Source organism: Streptomyces sp. DSM 41931 (assembly GCF_050271085.1).
Classification (GTDB): domain Bacteria; phylum Actinomycetota; class Actinomycetes; order Streptomycetales; family Streptomycetaceae; genus Streptomyces; species Streptomyces albogriseolus.
Genome location: NZ_CP189902.1, coordinates 2,798,284 through 2,813,295, shown reverse-complemented (window position 1 = coordinate 2,813,295; position 15,012 = coordinate 2,798,284). Strand labels below are relative to the sequence as shown.

The window sequence follows — 15,012 nt, the reverse complement described above, 5'->3', positions numbered from 1 at the left end:
CGTGCGGGGGGCCTCGTCGCAGGCAAGGCTGGTGGCACGTGCTGACGGTGTGTTCCGGTGTCTGATGGACCCTCAGGCGCCAATAAAATAAGACAAGATCGGCCGATCCCGCCGCAGTCCGGGGGAGGGTCACCGATAGGCTCGGAACCGCGAAGCGGAGCCCACGGCCTGCCCGGATGGTGGAATGCAGACACGGCGAGCTTAAACCTCGCTGCCCCTGAGCGGGCGTGCCGGTTCAAGTCCGGCTCCGGGCACCACTACGCCTCCTCCTCACGCTCGACGCCGGCCTCCCCGAACACCCCGCGCGGCCGTTGACACCCGGGCGTGCGCACCCGGAAACTCGCGTTCTGCCGCGGGCGAAGGGGGACGGCCGATGCGTACCACCGTGGGAATCGTGGGGGCCGGTCCGGCCGGGCTGCTGCTGGCCCGGCTGCTGCGCCTCGCCGGCATCGACTGCGTCGTCCTGGAGTGCCGCGACCGCGCCTACGTGGAGCGGCGGCAGCGGGCCGGGGTGCTGGAGCAGGGCACCACCGACGTGCTCCGGGCGGCCGGCGCGGGGGAGCGCCTGGACCGCGAGGGCCTGCGCCACGACGGGATCGAGCTGCGGTTCGGGCGGCGCCGCCACCGCATCGGCTTCCCGGACCTCACCGGCGGCCGCCGCGTCACCGTCTACGCCCAGACCGAGGTCTGCAAGGACCTCATCGCCCTCGCCGAGACCGACGGTCCCCCCGTGCTCTTCGACGCGGAGGTGCTCGCGGTGGAGGACGCGGACACCGGCGCCCCGCGTGTCCGCTTCCGACGCGACGGCCGCGAGGAGGTGCTGGAGTGCGCCTACGTGGCCGGCTGCGACGGCTTCCACGGCGTGTGCCGGGCCGCGGTCCCCGCCGCCGTCTCCCGCGTCTTCGAGCGCGCCTACCCCTACGCCTGGCTGGGCGTCCTCGCCGACGTGCCGCCCTCCCACGACGAGCTGGTCTACGCCCGCCACGACCGCGGCTTCGCCCTGCTGTCCATGCGCTCCCCGTCCGTCTCCCGCCTCTACCTCCAGGTGCCGGAGGGCACCGGACCCGAGGAGTGGACGGACGAGGAGATCTGGGACGAGCTCGCCCGCCGCCTGGAGACCGCCGACGGCTGGACCCTGGAGCGCGGCCCCGTCACCCAGAAGTCGGTCACCCCGATGCGCTCCTACGTCCACGAGCCCATGCGGTACGGCCGCCTCTTCCTCGCCGGGGACGCCGCCCACATCGTGCCGCCGGCCGGCGCCAAGGGCCTCAACCTCGCCGTCGGGGACGTGGTGGTCCTCGCCCGCGCCCTGGAGCACGAACGGCGCACCGGCTCCGCGGAGCTGCTGGACGCCTACTCCGCGACCTGCCTGCGCCGCGTCTGGCAGGCCGAGCGGTTCTCCCACGACCTGACCACGCTGCTGCACCGCGCCCCCGGCGCCACCGCCTTCGACGACCGGCTGCAGCTCGCCCGTCTGGACCGCATCGCCACCTCCCGGTCCGCCGCGGCCGACCTCGCCGAGGGCTACACCGGACTCCCCCTGGGGTGATCACTGTCTCCGGCCGGTTCCGGGCAGGTACCGGCTCGGTACCGGTCCGTCACCCGCGGTGAAGGGAATCACGGGGACGCGTAGCGTGTTGCGCAGCAGAACGAGGGAAAGATCCTCCCCAAGCATTAGGGTCATTCCTTTGCCTACCTATTACTCTTGAGCCAAGGCCGCATCGAGTGGCCATGGAGGAGTGAAATGAGGAGCAGCAACCCGGTCTTCTCGCGACGGGGGTTCGGCCGCGACAACGGCTACGCGGGCTTCAACACCGCGCCGCAGGCCGGGGGCCCCGCCGTCGCCACGCAGGCCAACCCGTACGCCCAGCCGACGGGCAACCCGTACGCCCAGAACCCGTACGCGCAGCAGCAGCAGTACGGCGCGCCGCCGCAGGCACCCGCCGCGGCCGGCCGGATGACCATCGACGACGTCGTGATGCGCACGGGCACCACGCTCGGCGTGCTCGTCGTCACCGCGGCGCTCGCCTGGGCGCTGCTGCCGGTCGACGACGCCAACATCAGCCGGTCCTACGGCATCGGCATCGGCGCCGCACTGATCGCCATGGTCCTGGGCTTCGTGCAGGCCTTCAAGCGCAAGGCCTCGCCCGCGCTGATCCTGACCTACGCCGCCTTCGAGGGTGTGTTCCTCGGCGTCATCTCCAGCATCGTCGACAACCGCATCGCCGACGGCGCGGCCATGCAGGCCGTGCTCGGCACCATGGCGGTGTTCGCCGGTGTGCTGGTGGCCTACAAGGCCGGGTGGATCCGCGTCAACCGCCGCTTCTACGGCTTCGTGATGGCGGCCGCCCTCGGCTTCATCCTGCTGATGGCCGTGAACCTGCTGTTCGCGGTGATCGGCGGCGGCGACGGCCTGGGCTTCCGCAGCGGCGCCCTCGGCATCCTGTTCGGCGTCATCGGCATCATCCTCGGCGCCTGCTTCCTCGCCCTGGACTTCAAGCAGGTCGAGGACGGCATCGCCTACGGTGCACCGCGTGAGGAGGCCTGGCTCGCCGCCTTCGGCCTCACGCTGACCCTGGTGTGGATCTACCTCGAGTTCCTGCGGCTCATCTCGATCCTCAACAGCGACTGACGCCCCGGCGTCCGCCGCATGCATGACGAAGGGCCCCGGTTCCCACCGGGGCCCTTCGCCGTGTCGCCGGGTCAGCGCAGCCTGCGCGCCGCCCTCCTCAGGTCGTACTCGTGCACGATCGCCTTGGCGTGGCCGTACGCCAGGTCGTACTCGTGCCTCAGCCAGCTGACCTTCTCCTCGAAGCGGACGAGCGCCGGGCCTTCTTCGACGGTGCGCAGCCAGTCGGAGATCTCACGACCGGTGCAGTGCGGGATGCGGGCGAGCATGTTGCGGTGGGTCTCTGCGGAGAAGACTTGGGACATCGGCGCCTCCGGACGCTGGGATACAAGCCGGTCCTTCAGGTCACCGTGCCCGAGCGCCCGTCCGTTGGCAACAGTCCTGCCGCGCCGCGTACGCTCGCCGCGTGGTTGATACGACGCCCTTCACCCGTGCCGTGGATCATTTCGCCGACCGCCTGCGCGCCGCGCCGCAGAGCCGGCTGCAGCGGGGGGCGGCGGCCGAGGCGCTCGCCCTGGCCAGGGATCTGGCGCGGCGCACCCAGCTCGTCGAGGAGCCGGGCACCGAGCCGCGCGAGATGCCGGACGCCGGGATGTTCGCCGCCGCGGACCAGATCACCGTCGCCGGACACGACTACGCCCTCGTGCTGAGAAGCGACGAGGACGTGGCGGAAGCCGCCCGGCTCGTGGAGGAGGCACGCGAGCGCGCGGGTGTGTGACCCTACAGCGACGCGATGACGCGGTCCGCGAGGATGTAGACGCTGTCCTCGCCGCAGGAGAACGTCAGCGTGTACGCCCCGGAGATGCCGGAGCCGCCCAGCAGGAACGGCCTCTCGCCCGCCCGCAGCGCCTCGGCCAGCCGGTCCGCGGTCTCGCGGTGGCCCGGCGTCATGCACAGCGTGGTGCCGTCGGCGAACACGTACACGTCCAGGGTGCCCAGCGGGCCGGGCCGGACGTCGGTCAGCTCGGTGCGCTCGGCCGCCAGCTCCTCCAGCACCTCCACCGTGCGCTCGTGGCCGCTCACGACCGGCGAGGAGTGCGGCACGAAGTCCGGGTGCGAGGGGTGACGGCGACGGGCCGCGGCCAGCTCGGGGGAGTCGCCGGCGTGCTCCTCGGTGTCGGCGCCGGACTCGGCGACCGGCTCAAGGCCCGCGAAATCGGCCTGCCGGGGCAGGAACAGCTCGCTGTCGGGCAGACCCAGCAGGGACGGGCCGTCGGAGGCGTCACGGGCCTCCTGGGCGGCCCAGAACGCCCGCGCCTCGGCCAGCTCGCGCTCCCGCTCCTCGGCGAGCGCCTCCGCGACCGCGGCGCGTATCTCGTCCGGCCCGGCCGAGCGGGCGGGCGGGACCTGGGCACGGCCCGTGGTCCGGCTCCTGGCCAGCTCGGTGTGCAGTGCCGCGACCTGTCGGCGCAGCACCAGCACGCTGCGCAGGACGGCGACGCCCACGGCGCCGGTGGCGGCCGTGGTGATCAGCAGGGCGATCGGCATGGCGCTCACTGACGTACTCCCGGTTCACAGTCGACCCCCGACTTCCTACATCAGCTTGAAGGGCGGACTAACCATCTGTCAGTGCGTAACGTCACGAATCGGACAGTCCGGTGGGGTGTGGACGCCTGGTGCGGCTTCCTTGACCTGCGCGGATACCCCGCCCGCGAGGCGTAGGTCACATCCTGGGGGAATTTGGATCACAGAACGGCCCGGCACCCCCGGGAACGGGGACGCCGGGCCGGATTCTCACGCGGTGTGCCGTCACGGTCACTCAGCGGTGCCCGATGGTCAGCTCAGGCGCTCGACGACCATCGCCATGCCCTGCCCGCCGCCGACGCACATGGTCTCCAGGCCGAACTGCTTGTCGTGGAACTGCAGGGAGTTGATGAGCGTGCCGGTGATGCGGGCGCCGGTCATGCCGAAGGGGTGGCCGACGGCGATGGCGCCGCCGTTGACGTTCAGCTTCTCCAGCGGGATGCCCAGGTCCTGGTAGGACGGGATCACCTGGGCGGCGAACGCCTCGTTGATCTCGAACAGGTCGATGTCGCCGACGGTCAGGCCGGCCCGCTTCAGGGCCTGCTTGCTCGCCTCGACCGGGCCGAGGCCCATGATCTCCGGGGAGAGGCCGGAGACGCCGGTGGACACGATCCGGGCCAGCGGGGTCAGGCCCAGCTCGCGGGCCTTGGTGTCGCTCATGATGACGAGCGCGGCGGCGCCGTCGTTGAGCGGGCAGCAGTTGCCGGCGGTGACGAGTCCGTCCGGGCGGAAGACCGGCTTCAGACCAGCGACGCCCTCCATGGTCACGCCGGGGCGCGGGCCGTCGTCCTTGCTGACGACGGTTCCGTCGGGCAGCGTCACCGGGGTGATCTCGCGCTCCCAGAAGCCGTTCTTGATGGCTTCCTCGGCGAGGTTCTGCGAGCGGACGCCGAACTCGTCCATCTCCTGACGGGTGACGCCCTTCCAGCGGGCCAGGTTCTCCGCGGTCTGGCCCATCGCGATGTACGGGTCGGGCACCAGGCCGTCCTCGCGCGGGTCGTGCCAGGTGGAGCCCTCGGACTCGGCGACGGCGGCGGTGCGGGCCTCGGCCTCGGCGAACAGCGGGTTGCGCGTGTCCGGGAGGCTGTCGGAGTTGCCCTTCACGAAACGCGAGACCGTCTCGACGCCGGCCGAGATGAAGACGTCGCCCTCGCCGGCCTTGATCGCGTGCAGCGCCATCCGGGAGGTCTGCAGCGAGGAGGAGCAGTAGCGGGTGACCGTGCAGCCGGGGAGGTGGTCCATGCCCATCTGCACGGCGACGATCCGGCCGAGGTTGTTGCCCTGCTCGCCGCCGGGCAGACCGCAGCCGAGCATCAGGTCGTCGATGTCCCGCGGGTCCAGCTCGGGGACCTTGGCGAGGGCCGCCTGGATGATCGTGGCGGTCAGGTCGTCCGGCCGCAGGTCCTTGAGCGAGCCCTTGAAGGCGCGCCCGATGGGGGAGCGGGCGGCGGAAACGATCACGGCTTCGGGCATCACGGCTCCAGAGTGAGAGGCGGCGGCGTAGCGCTCGGCGGTCGGGCGCGGGCGGGCATACCGGCGGGTTGGTGCGGCGCCTGTTGGGAAGTTACCCGTCCGTATGCGCCCGGTCACGCGTGTCGCGGTGTGACATGGACCGCAACTGTCTAAGCGCTTGCTTTGTTCGGCGGCTGGGGGTGCCCCGGACGGCCCCGGCGGCCCCGACCCTCTGCGGGCATGCGTGCCGACCGGGGCGGCACGGGTGGGCGCGGACGGCGCGGCCGGAGACGCACCCGCACCGATCCCGCTGCCGGGCAAGGCGGACACGCCCCGCCCTCCCCGCGCCCCGAGGGGCGTATGCCCCGGCCGGCACGGGTGGGCGCAGGGGGCGGGGCCGGGCCCGGCGTCGTCCTGGGTTGCTCCGGTGGGTTCCGGGGGGCCGCGCCGAAGGCTACGGCGACGGCTGCGTCGTCGGTTCCGGTTCGGACTCCGTCACCCGGCGCCTGCGCCGGCGCTTGAGAAGGGCCCAGGCGCCGCGCGGGCCCGTCGGCATCGCCGCGGTGACCTCCGTGCCCGCCTCCGAGGCGGCCTCCGCCGCGGCCCGTGCCACCGGCAGGAAGCCCTCCCGGCGGGCGGCGTCCGGCCGCTCCTCGTCCGCCGGCCACAGGCCCAGCGCCGCGCACACCGTCGGCAGCACCGCCATCGCCGCCGTCGCGTACCCCTCCGCCGAGGGGTGGTAGCTGTCCGGGCCGAACAGCTCCCGCGGGTTCGCCGCGAACTCCGGGCCCAGCAGGTCGCCCAGCGACACCGTGCGCCCGCCCTGCTCGACCGCGCCGATCGTCTGCGCGGCGGCGAGCTGCCGCGAGGCGCGGCGGGCCAGCCAGCGCAGCGGCTGCTGCACCGGCTCGATCGTGCCGAGATCCGGGCACGTGCCGACCACCACCTCCGCGCCGGCCGTCCGCAGCCGGCGCACCGCCGCGGCGAGGTGGCGCACGGACCGGGTGGGCGGCATGCGGTGGGTGACGTCGTTGGCGCCGATCATGATCACGCAGATGTCCGGCACCCGCGACGGGTCCGCCAGCGCCAGGCTCACCTGCCGGTCCAGGTCGTCCGAGCGGGCCCCGGGCAGCGCGACCGTGGACAGCCCCACCGGGCGCTCCGCGATCGCCGCCACCCCGGCGGCGAGCAGCGCGCCCGGCGTCTGCCCGGCCCGGTGCACGCCCTGTCCGGCGGCCGTGGAGTCGCCCAGCATCGTCAGCCGCAGCGCCGGCTCGCCCGGCACCGTGTACGAGGCGCCGTACAGCCCGTCCGCGTTGGGCACGTGCGGAGTCGTGCCGTTGCCCACCCGGCGCCGGGCCAGCTGCGCCTCCGCCAGCAGCAGCCCCACGGCCGCCGCGCCGGCCAGCCCGATTCCCCCGCCGCCGTACGCGGCGCCGGCCGCGATACGCCGGGCCACCCGCGCCCTCGCCATGCCCGTCATGCCCGCCGCCACCTCCTCGTAGCCGTACACCCAGTGCTTGCCCCGTACGGACGGTGGTCCAATCCCGACGGGGAGTGAACGACCCGGCCGGGTCCGGCTGCGGGAAGGGCCTAGGCTGGCATCACCACCACGACCACATCTTTTGCAGCATCCGGAGACAACGGTGCAATTCCACGACTCGATGATCAGCCTCGTCGGCAACACCCCGCTGGTGCGGCTCAACAGCGTGACCAAGGGCATCAGGGCCACCGTCCTGGCCAAGGTGGAGTACTTCAACCCGGGCGGCTCCGTGAAGGACCGCATCGCCCTGCGCATGATCGAGGCGGCGGAGAAGAGCGGGGAGCTGAAGCCGGGCGGCACGATCGTCGAGCCGACCAGCGGCAACACCGGCGTCGGACTCGCCATCGTGGCCCAGCAGAAGGGCTACAAGTGCATCTTCGTCTGCCCGGACAAGGTGTCCACGGACAAGATCAACGTCCTGCGCGCGTACGGCGCCGAGGTCGTCGTCTGCCCCACGGCCGTGGCCCCCGAGCACCCCGACTCCTACTACAACGTCTCCGACCGGCTGGTCCGTGAGACGCCCGGGGCGTGGAAGCCGGACCAGTACTCCAACCCGAACAACCCCCTGTCGCACTACCACTCCACCGGCCCCGAGCTGTGGGAGCAGACCGAGGGGAAGATCACCCACTTCGTGGCCGGCGTCGGCACCGGCGGCACCATCTCCGGCACCGGCCGCTACCTCAAGGAGGCCAGCGACGGCCGCGTCAAGGTCATCGGCGCGGACCCCGAGGGCTCGGTGTACTCCGGCGGCTCCGGCCGTCCGTACCTGGTGGAGGGCGTCGGCGAGGACTTCTGGCCGACCGCCTACGACCGTGACGTCGCGGACGAGATCGTCGCCGTCTCCGACAAGGACTCCTTCCAGATGACCCGCCGGCTCGCCAAGGAGGAGGGCCTGCTGGTCGGCGGCTCCTGCGGCATGGCGGTCGTGGCGGCGCTGGAGGTGGCCTCCCGGCTCGGCGAGGACGACGTCGTCGTCGTGCTGCTGCCGGACAGCGGCCGCGGCTACCTCAGCAAGATCTTCAACGACGAGTGGATGGCCGACTACGGCTTCCTCGAGGACAGCGGCCCGAGCGCGCGCGTCGCCGACGTCCTGGACGACAAGGAGGGCGGCCACATCCCGTCCCTCGTCCACATGCACCCCGACGAGACCGTCGGCCAGGCCATCGAGGTGCTGCGCGAGTACGGCGTCTCGCAGATGCCGGTCGTCAAGCCGGGCGCGGGCCACCCGGACGTGATGGCCGCCGAGGTCGTCGGCTCGGTGGTGGAACGCGAGCTGCTGGACGCGCTGTTCAGCAAGAGCGCCTCGCTCGACGACCCGCTGGAGAAGCACATGTCCGCGCCGCTGCCGCAGGTCGGCTCCGGTGAGCCGGTGGCGGACCTGATGGCCGTGCTGGGCAAGGCGGACGCGGCGATCGTGCTGGTCGAGGGCAAGCCGACCGGTGTGGTCAGCCGTCAGGACCTGCTGTCCTTCCTCGCCAGGACCGGCGCCTGAGGAAGCCGTCCCCGCGGCAGGGCGGGTGGCTGGTCGCGCAGTTCCCCGCGCCCCTGAGGGTGCGGTTCGATGCCGTCCGCGGCGGGGTGGGGGCTTGGCGCGCAGTTCCCCGCGCCCCTGAGGGTGCTGAGGTGACCGCGTCCCGAAGGGGCGCGGTCGGTCCCGCGCGGGGGTGGCGGCCGTGCGCTTCGCGGAAGTGGTACGAGCACGTCACGCCCGCGCAGCACTCGGTTAACACGGCTCCGGCACAGTGGTGGATGTCGGCGGGACGGGAGCGGCTCCCCGTTCCGGCCGACGGCCACACGGCGTCGAAGGACCTCCGGAGCGGCTCCCGGACCTCTGTGGACGCCTGTGCAACGCACTACGCCCCTGGCGGAGCGCGTGTTCGCGGGGACCGCCGTCGTCCCGCCCCCCGGCAACGGGGGTGCGGCGGTCCCCGCGCACAACTTTCCCCGTGCGGCTCAGTCCTCCCAGGCGTCGTCGCCCCGTGCGGAGCGACGGCCCCTGAACAGCCCCGGGTTGCCGCGCACGACCTGGACGACGTTCACGCCGACGATCCCCGCCCAGGCGACCAGCAGGCCGGGCAGACCGGCCACGCCCCCGCCGATCGCGGACAGCGGCACCGCGAGCACCAGCGACACGATCCCGAAGCCGAACCGCTCGCCCCAGGAGTCCGTGGCCTTCGGCGCCCGCGCGTCCCGGGCGGACGTCAGCTGCCGCTCGGCCAGCTGCCGGCGCACCCGGCGCTCCACGGCGCCGTCGATGCGCTGGTCGACCTTCTCCAGGAACGAGTCGACGAGGGCGGACTCGTAGTCCTCGCCCAGTTCCCTGCGGGCCTGCAGGGAGGCGTGGAGTTCCTTCTTCAGCTCGGCGTCCCGCGCGTCCATTCCGGTCATGCCTCACAAGGTAGGCACGCGGGGGCCCGCCCGCACTGGGGGTAGCCCCCGTTCCCGTCCTGGGGCCGGCCGCCGTCGCTCAGCGCTCGCACACCGTCCGTGTCAGCCCTTGCACATCTTCTCGTCGGCCCGGGACTGCGGGACGTCGACCTTCTTCGGTGTCGCGACCGGCACCCCGGCCTTCTTGAAGTCGGGGCCGAGGGTCAGCGTCATCGGCCCGTCGCCGCCGGCCTCCGCGGAGGGCTTCATCGCGGCGGCGGGCAGGCCCATCAGGTCGGCGAGCTTGCGCGCCTGGTCGGCCTGGTCCGGGGCGTAGACCAGCTGGGTGCGGGCGGCCTTCGCGGGGGCGTTGCCCTGGTTCGCCGAGCGGGACACCCCCTCGCTGTTCTGCAGCCAGGCGACCGTCTCCCCTGCCGCGCCCTGCGGGCCGCCGCCGTTGAGGACGTCGACGCGCACGGCGGACGCCTCGGCCCGCGGTCCGTTCAGCAGCGCGGCCTGCTTGTCCCTGGCCTTCTTCTGCTGCTTCTTCACCTCGGTGAACGACACGTCGTCCTGGAGCATGGAGAACACCTGCGGCGCCTTCACCGGGTCCGGGACCACGGTGACGGGAGTGGGCTCGGCCGGGTTGTCGATCACCGGGAGCGTCATCAGGGTGATGTTCTTCAGGTCGATCTTGCCGAGCTCCTTGGCGAGGGTGAGCAGCTTGGTGGGGCTGCCGATGCCCTGGTCCACGGTGAGGGACTTGGTGGCCGCGTCGGCGACGTCCAGCATCTTCGACGGGCTGCTGAGCGTGTCCTCCTTGAGCCGGCGCAGCATCGACGCGACGAACTTCTGCTGCATCCCGATCCGGTCCAGGTCGCTCTCGTTCTTCAGCCCGTGCCGGTTGCGCAGGAACGACAGGGCCTCCTCGCCCTGGATGGTGCTCTTTCCTTCCGGGAGGTCGAGGTTCGTGCCGCCGTCCGTGTCCTTCAGCGGCTTCTCCAGGCACACCTCGACGCCGCCGACCGCCGTGGACAGCGTCTTGACGGCGTTGAAGTCGAACATCATGAAGTGGTCCACGTCCAGGCCGGTCAGCTCCTCGACCGTGCGCATGGTGCAGCCGGGGTCGCGGCCCCCGACGCCGTAGGACTCGTTGAACCGGGTGGTGCCCTCCGAGCCGGGGATCGTCTTCGTCGAGCCGTCGGACTGCCGGGTCTCGCAGTCCGGTATCTCGGTCATCAGGTCCCGGGGGATGCTCACCACCGTGGCGTTGGACCGGTCCCCGGCGACGTGGAACAGGAGCGTGGTGTCGGCGTGCCCGGTCACGTTGTCCCGGTTGCCGTACGCCTCGTTGCCCTTGCCGGTGCGGACGTCGTTGCCGATGACGAGGATGTTGGCCGGGCCGTCCCCGAGGACCGCGGCGCTGCCGACGTCACCGATGTCGACGGTGTCGATGTTCCCGTACAGGCGGTCGTACCAGTAGTACGCGAACGCCGAGCCGCCGACGAGCACCAGGCCCATGACGCCCCCCGTCCACATCAGCGCCTTGCGCCTGCCGGTCCTCTTCGGCTGCCTGCGGCCGCGGCGGTGGGTGTCGCGGGGGCCGTCGGGGGCGGGGTCGCCGTCCCGGTCGCGCGGGCCCGGTTCACGCTCGCGCGGGCCGCCGGGACGCGGGCCGGGCGCCTGCGGGGTGCGCTGCCGGGGGACCGAGGGCGGCGGGGGCGGCGCGGCGCCGTCCAGCCTCAGCTCGTAGTCACCGGTCTGCGGATTGAGCACCCACTGGTCGGCGGGATCGGCCCCTTCCGCCCGCCCACGACTCTGCGCGTCCACGCCCCCACCCCGTCCTGCGCCCTGTGCCCCGTGGGGCACCTGAGTCCGAAATTGCTTACTTGTTCGACGCCGTACGCTATCCGGCCGTTCCCGGGCGCGCGGACCTCGTGGCGAAATCGTCGAGATCCGGACGTGTCCGGGAAGAGGGCGCCGGAGGCACGACATGGCGTGATCGGTGCGGGTACGGCGTCCGCCCGGCGCGGGGCGGCGTTCGCCTGTATAACGGCATGCAGAAGTCACGACGGATGAATGGGCCGGGGACGGCCGAGGGGGAGTCAGGTCATGAGCGGCACCGAGAGCCCCGCGGCGCGTCTCCAGGCGCTCTTCGAGGGGCACCGGCTGACGCCCACCCAGCGGCGCATCGCCCACAGCATGGTGCGGCGCGCCGCCGATGTGCCGTTCCTGTCGAGCGTGGAGCTGGCCGAACTGGCCGGGGTGAGCCAGCCCTCCGTGACCCGGTTCGCGGTCGCCCTCGGCTTCGACGGCTACCCCGCGCTGCGCCGCCACCTGCGCGAGGTCGCGCCGGCCGAACCCGCCCCGGAGACCGGCTCGTCCAACGAGTACCAGCAGGCCGTCGAGGCCGAGATCGAGAACCTGCGGCATCTCGCGGAGGTGCTGGCCGACCCCGCGCCCGTGCGGAGGGCGGGGCGGGTGCTCGCGGAGAGCCGGCCGCTGCCCGTGCTCGGCCTGCGGGCCGCCGCCGCCCAGGCGCACGGCTTCGCCTACTTCGCCGCCAAGGTCCACCCGGACGTACGGCTGCTCAACGAGGGCGGCACGATGCTGCTCGACCGGATCGACGCGGCCGTGCGGGCCGGGGCCTCGGCGCTGCTGTGCTTCGCGCTGCCGCGGCATCCGCGCGAGGTCCTGGACGCGCTCGCCCACGCCAAGGAGACGGGGCTGACCGTCGTCACCGTCGCCGACTCGCCGTTCGCGCCGGTCGCCAAGGTGTCCGACCTGCTGCTGCCGGCCGCCGTCGGCACGGCGCTGGTGTTCGACACCGCGTGCGCGCCGATGCTGCTGGGGCGGGTGCTGCTGGAGGCGATGTGCGACGACCTGCCCGACGCGCAGGCACGGCTGGAGGAGTTCGACACCCGGGCGGCGGCGCGCGGGCTGTTCGTGGAGTGACGCCGCGTCTTCTCAGACTCGTCTCAGCTTCCCGCGCTAGCGTCCGTCACAGGGGACTTCCCTCGAAGGCGTTTCCCAGGTAAGGGACTTCCCACAGATGGACTTCCTCAGGAATCGGAAGACGGGAGGCTGGACGTGACGCGCGGAGGACAGGGGCTGGCCCGGGTGGCCGTCGTCGTACGGGCCGGGGCCGCGCCACTGTGGTGGCTGGGAGTCGTGGCCGCGGGCGCCGGGGCGTTCGTGCCGGGTCTGACGGGGCTGCGGATCGGCGTGCTCGGCGGAGCCGCGCTGTTCCTCGTGGCCGCGGCCCTCGTGGCGCTCACGCGGCGGGGACGGTACAGCGCACTGGCCCGTGCGGCGGCCCGCGCGGGCCGGCACGACGTGCTGCAGGACCGCGCGGTCACCACGCGCAACTGGCGCCGGGCGCACCGCTGGTGGCTGCTGCTCGCCTTCCTCGCCGCGCTCGGCTCGGCGCTCGCGGCGCCCGCCGCGGCCGGACTGCTGCTCGCCGGGTGCGGTGCGGGGCTGTGGCTGAAGGCGGCGTGGATCGGCCGCCTGGAGCGCGCCGACGAGGTGCTGCTGTGGGTCCGCGTGGACTGGCTCCGCAAGGGCGCGGGCCGGCCCGCCGGACGCGCCGTCAAGGCCTTCCGCACGACGGGCATCGCCGCGGGCGACGCGGCCCCGGGCGGAGCACGGCGCAGGCTGGTCAAGGCGGCGTAGGCGGGACCATCCCGGGCGCGTGGCGGTCACGCGCCCGGGATGTACAGGCGTGCCTGCCCCTCACACGGCCGCGCCGGCCCGGCACGCGCACCCGGGGAGCAGGCACGCCGCATCCGGTCACGCCGGAGGCGGGGTCAGCCCAGGTGGGTCAGGGCGTCCGTGTGGGCCGGGCCGGCCCGGGCTCGCCCGCGCGGGCCATGGGCGCACCGGTGCGTGCCGCGTCGGTACTCGGGGTCCGTCGGCGTGTGGCGGCCGGGCCCCGGACCCCGCGGCGCGCCCGGGGCGGACGCGCCGGTCCGGGGCGCGGGGTGCGGGTGCCTGCCCGTGCCCCCTTCGGTCGTGCCGGAGGCGGGGTCAGCCCAGGTGGGTCAGGGCGTCCGCGTGGGCCGCGCCCGACTCCGCGACGATCTCCTCGATCGGCTGGGCCGGGCGGACCGTCGCGAAGGTGATGCCGCCGGAGGCGTCCTGCGCGTAGCCGAGGACGGCAGGGCGCGGGAGCGAGTTGTACGCGTAGTGGTGCGCGAAGTAGTACGCGCCCGTGTCCAGCGCCGCGGCGTAGTCGCCCTGCTCCAGCAGCGGCAGTTCCTGACCCTGCGCCAGCAGGTCGCCCGCGAAGCAGGCCGGGCCCGCCACGTCCTGGACGACCGCCGGGCCCTCCTTGGGCAGCCCCTTCGCGTCGTACGCGGCGATCCGCAGCGGCCACGACTCCGGCGCGTACACCGTGCGCGTCGCGACCTGCACGCCCGCGTGGGTCACCGCGACCGGCCGGCCGCCCGCGCTCTTGGCGTACTCCACGCGTGTGATCACCGTGCCGTGCTTGGCCAGCAGGGACCGGCCGAACTCGGTGACCAGCCCGTACCGCCCGTCGAACAGCCCCGGCACCGTCTCCTTCAGCAGCCGCGCGTACTCCGCGTAGGTGGGGCGGCTCTCCTCGGAGGCGAAGTTCACCGGCAGTCCGCCGCCGATGTCGAGGGTGTCGACCTGGCGCCGTCCGGCCCGCCGGTTGATCTCCTCCGCCAGCTCGTACGTCTCCGCGACCCCGCGCGCCATCATCGTCAGGGCGATGCCCTGGGAGCCGGTGTGGGCGTGCAGCCGGGTCAGCCACGGCCGGTCCAGGTACGCCTGGATCACCCACTCCCGCGCGCCCTCGTCCCGCAGCGCCACACCGAACTTCGAGGTGGCCGTGGCGGTCGACAGCGCCTCGATGGAACCGCCCCCGACCTGCGGGTTCACCCGGATACCGAGCGGTGAGCGGACGTCCGTGCCGGCCACCAGCGCGTCGATCCGCTCCAGCTCCTGCGGGTTGTCCGCGTTGACGGCGATGCCCAGCTCCAGCGCCTCCCGCAGCTCGGCGAGCGTCTTGGCGGGGGAGTCCAGCACCGTGCGCCCCGGCTCCACGCCCGCGGCGCGCGCCAGCGCCAGCTCGCCCGGGCTGGCCACCTCCGCGCCGATGCCCTCCTCGCGCAGCAGCCGCAGCACCGGCACCAGCGGGCTCGCCTTCACCGCGAAGGCGTGCAGCACCGGCGTGCCGGGCGCGGTCACGGCCTCGAAGGCGGCCCGCAGGTCCGCCGCCGACTCGCGGATGCCGGTGGCGTCCAGCAGCGCCACGAGGGGCGCGTCGGTGTCGAGAAGCCCCTGCTCCACGGCCGCCCGCACCGCGGCGTCCCGGCGGGCCGCCCGCCCGGCGGCCCGCGGGTCGGTCCCGGCCGTCACGTCGCCCGTCCTGTCACTGGTCTGCTCGTTCGCGCGCATGCATCCAGCCAAACATCCCCCGGACGGCGGCACCGACGCACCCCCTGTATTGACTAGGTCTATTCAGATA

Annotated in this window: 13 protein-coding genes and 1 tRNA gene; 7 read left to right on the top strand and 7 right to left on the bottom strand. The window is 73.3% G+C overall.

Translation table 11 applies throughout. From position 1 onward, the window contains the following. Positions 1 to 170: 170 nt before the first annotated feature. From ACP7TJ_RS12920 to ACP7TJ_RS12910, 3 genes are all read left to right on the top strand, one after another. Positions 171 to 257: transfer RNA gene (locus ACP7TJ_RS12920), tRNA-Leu, on the top strand. Between the two features lie 116 nt (positions 258 to 373). Further along, positions 374 to 1,549, top strand: coding sequence for a 4-hydroxybenzoate 3-monooxygenase (locus ACP7TJ_RS12915; RefSeq protein WP_367544058.1), 1,176 nt, complete (start codon positions 374 to 376; stop codon positions 1,547 to 1,549). Between the two features lie 195 nt (positions 1,550 to 1,744). Continuing rightward, positions 1,745 to 2,632, top strand: a complete 888-nt coding sequence (locus tag ACP7TJ_RS12910; protein ID WP_093763838.1) for a Bax inhibitor-1/YccA family protein — start codon at positions 1,745 to 1,747, stop codon at positions 2,630 to 2,632. 71 nt (positions 2,633 to 2,703) lie between these two features. Here ACP7TJ_RS12910 and ACP7TJ_RS12905 read toward each other — a convergent pair whose 3' ends face one another. Continuing rightward, positions 2,704 to 2,934, bottom strand: a complete 231-nt coding sequence (locus ACP7TJ_RS12905; RefSeq protein WP_189911972.1) for a DUF4287 domain-containing protein — start codon at positions 2,932 to 2,934, stop codon at positions 2,704 to 2,706. A gap of 101 nt (positions 2,935 to 3,035) precedes the next feature. Here ACP7TJ_RS12905 and ACP7TJ_RS12900 point away from each other — a divergent pair, with 101 nt between their 5' ends. Further along, entirely contained in the window at positions 3,036 to 3,347 is a 312-nt protein-coding gene (locus ACP7TJ_RS12900) for a hypothetical protein (protein ID WP_093763840.1), read from the top strand. A 2-nt stretch (positions 3,348 to 3,349) separates the two neighbouring features. On the opposite strand, the gene ACP7TJ_RS12895 is transcribed toward ACP7TJ_RS12900, so the two are convergent. The 3 genes from ACP7TJ_RS12895 to ACP7TJ_RS12885 all read right to left on the bottom strand — a co-directional run bounded on the left by ACP7TJ_RS12895 (position 3,350) and on the right by ACP7TJ_RS12885 (position 7,088). Next, positions 3,350 to 4,126 (bottom strand): hypothetical protein, encoded by a 777-nt coding sequence (locus tag ACP7TJ_RS12895; protein ID WP_093763841.1) that lies wholly within the window; start codon positions 4,124 to 4,126, stop codon positions 3,350 to 3,352. 279 nt (positions 4,127 to 4,405) lie between these two features. After that, complete coding sequence (locus ACP7TJ_RS12890; RefSeq protein WP_093763842.1) at positions 4,406 to 5,626, bottom strand: acetyl-CoA C-acetyltransferase; 1,221 nt, start codon at positions 5,624 to 5,626, stop codon at positions 4,406 to 4,408. Positions 5,627 to 6,059: 433 nt separating this feature from the next. Further along, the gene (locus ACP7TJ_RS12885; protein WP_167744857.1) at positions 6,060 to 7,088 is read right to left on the bottom strand and encodes an SGNH/GDSL hydrolase family protein; all 1,029 of its coding nucleotides are present in this window, start codon (positions 7,086 to 7,088) and stop codon (positions 6,060 to 6,062) included. Positions 7,089 to 7,251: 163 nt separating this feature from the next. Between ACP7TJ_RS12885 and ACP7TJ_RS12880 the strand changes: the two genes are divergently transcribed. Continuing rightward, positions 7,252 to 8,640 carry a cystathionine beta-synthase gene (locus ACP7TJ_RS12880; protein WP_093763843.1) on the top strand — a complete coding sequence of 463 codons (1,389 nt, stop codon included), beginning with the start codon at positions 7,252 to 7,254 and terminating at the stop codon, positions 8,638 to 8,640. A 461-nt stretch (positions 8,641 to 9,101) separates the two neighbouring features. Here ACP7TJ_RS12880 and ACP7TJ_RS12875 read toward each other — a convergent pair whose 3' ends face one another. Together ACP7TJ_RS12875 and ACP7TJ_RS12870 are read right to left on the bottom strand one after the other, a co-directional pair. Continuing rightward, positions 9,102 to 9,527: a hypothetical protein gene (locus ACP7TJ_RS12875; protein WP_427767345.1), complete on the bottom strand. Its 426-nt coding sequence runs from the start codon at positions 9,525 to 9,527 to the stop codon at positions 9,102 to 9,104. 111 nt (positions 9,528 to 9,638) lie between these two features. Next, on the bottom strand, positions 9,639 to 11,345 hold the full coding sequence (locus ACP7TJ_RS12870) for an LCP family protein (RefSeq protein WP_189911969.1): 1,707 nt from the start codon (positions 11,343 to 11,345) through the stop codon (positions 9,639 to 9,641). Between the two features lie 282 nt (positions 11,346 to 11,627). Between ACP7TJ_RS12870 and ACP7TJ_RS12865 the strand changes: the two genes are divergently transcribed. Both ACP7TJ_RS12865 and ACP7TJ_RS12860 read left to right on the top strand, forming a co-directional pair. Then, complete coding sequence (locus ACP7TJ_RS12865; RefSeq protein ID WP_167744863.1) at positions 11,628 to 12,470, top strand: MurR/RpiR family transcriptional regulator; 843 nt, start codon at positions 11,628 to 11,630, stop codon at positions 12,468 to 12,470. A 135-nt stretch (positions 12,471 to 12,605) separates the two neighbouring features. Continuing rightward, on the top strand, positions 12,606 to 13,190 hold the full coding sequence (locus ACP7TJ_RS12860) for a hypothetical protein (protein ID WP_367496462.1): 585 nt from the start codon (positions 12,606 to 12,608) through the stop codon (positions 13,188 to 13,190). A gap of 354 nt (positions 13,191 to 13,544) precedes the next feature. Here the strand turns inward: ACP7TJ_RS12860 and ACP7TJ_RS12855 are convergent, their stop codons facing one another. Continuing rightward, positions 13,545 to 14,942 (bottom strand): diaminopimelate decarboxylase, encoded by a 1,398-nt coding sequence (locus tag ACP7TJ_RS12855; RefSeq protein ID WP_193460079.1) that lies wholly within the window; start codon positions 14,940 to 14,942, stop codon positions 13,545 to 13,547. Positions 14,943 to 15,012: the final 70 nt, after the last annotated feature.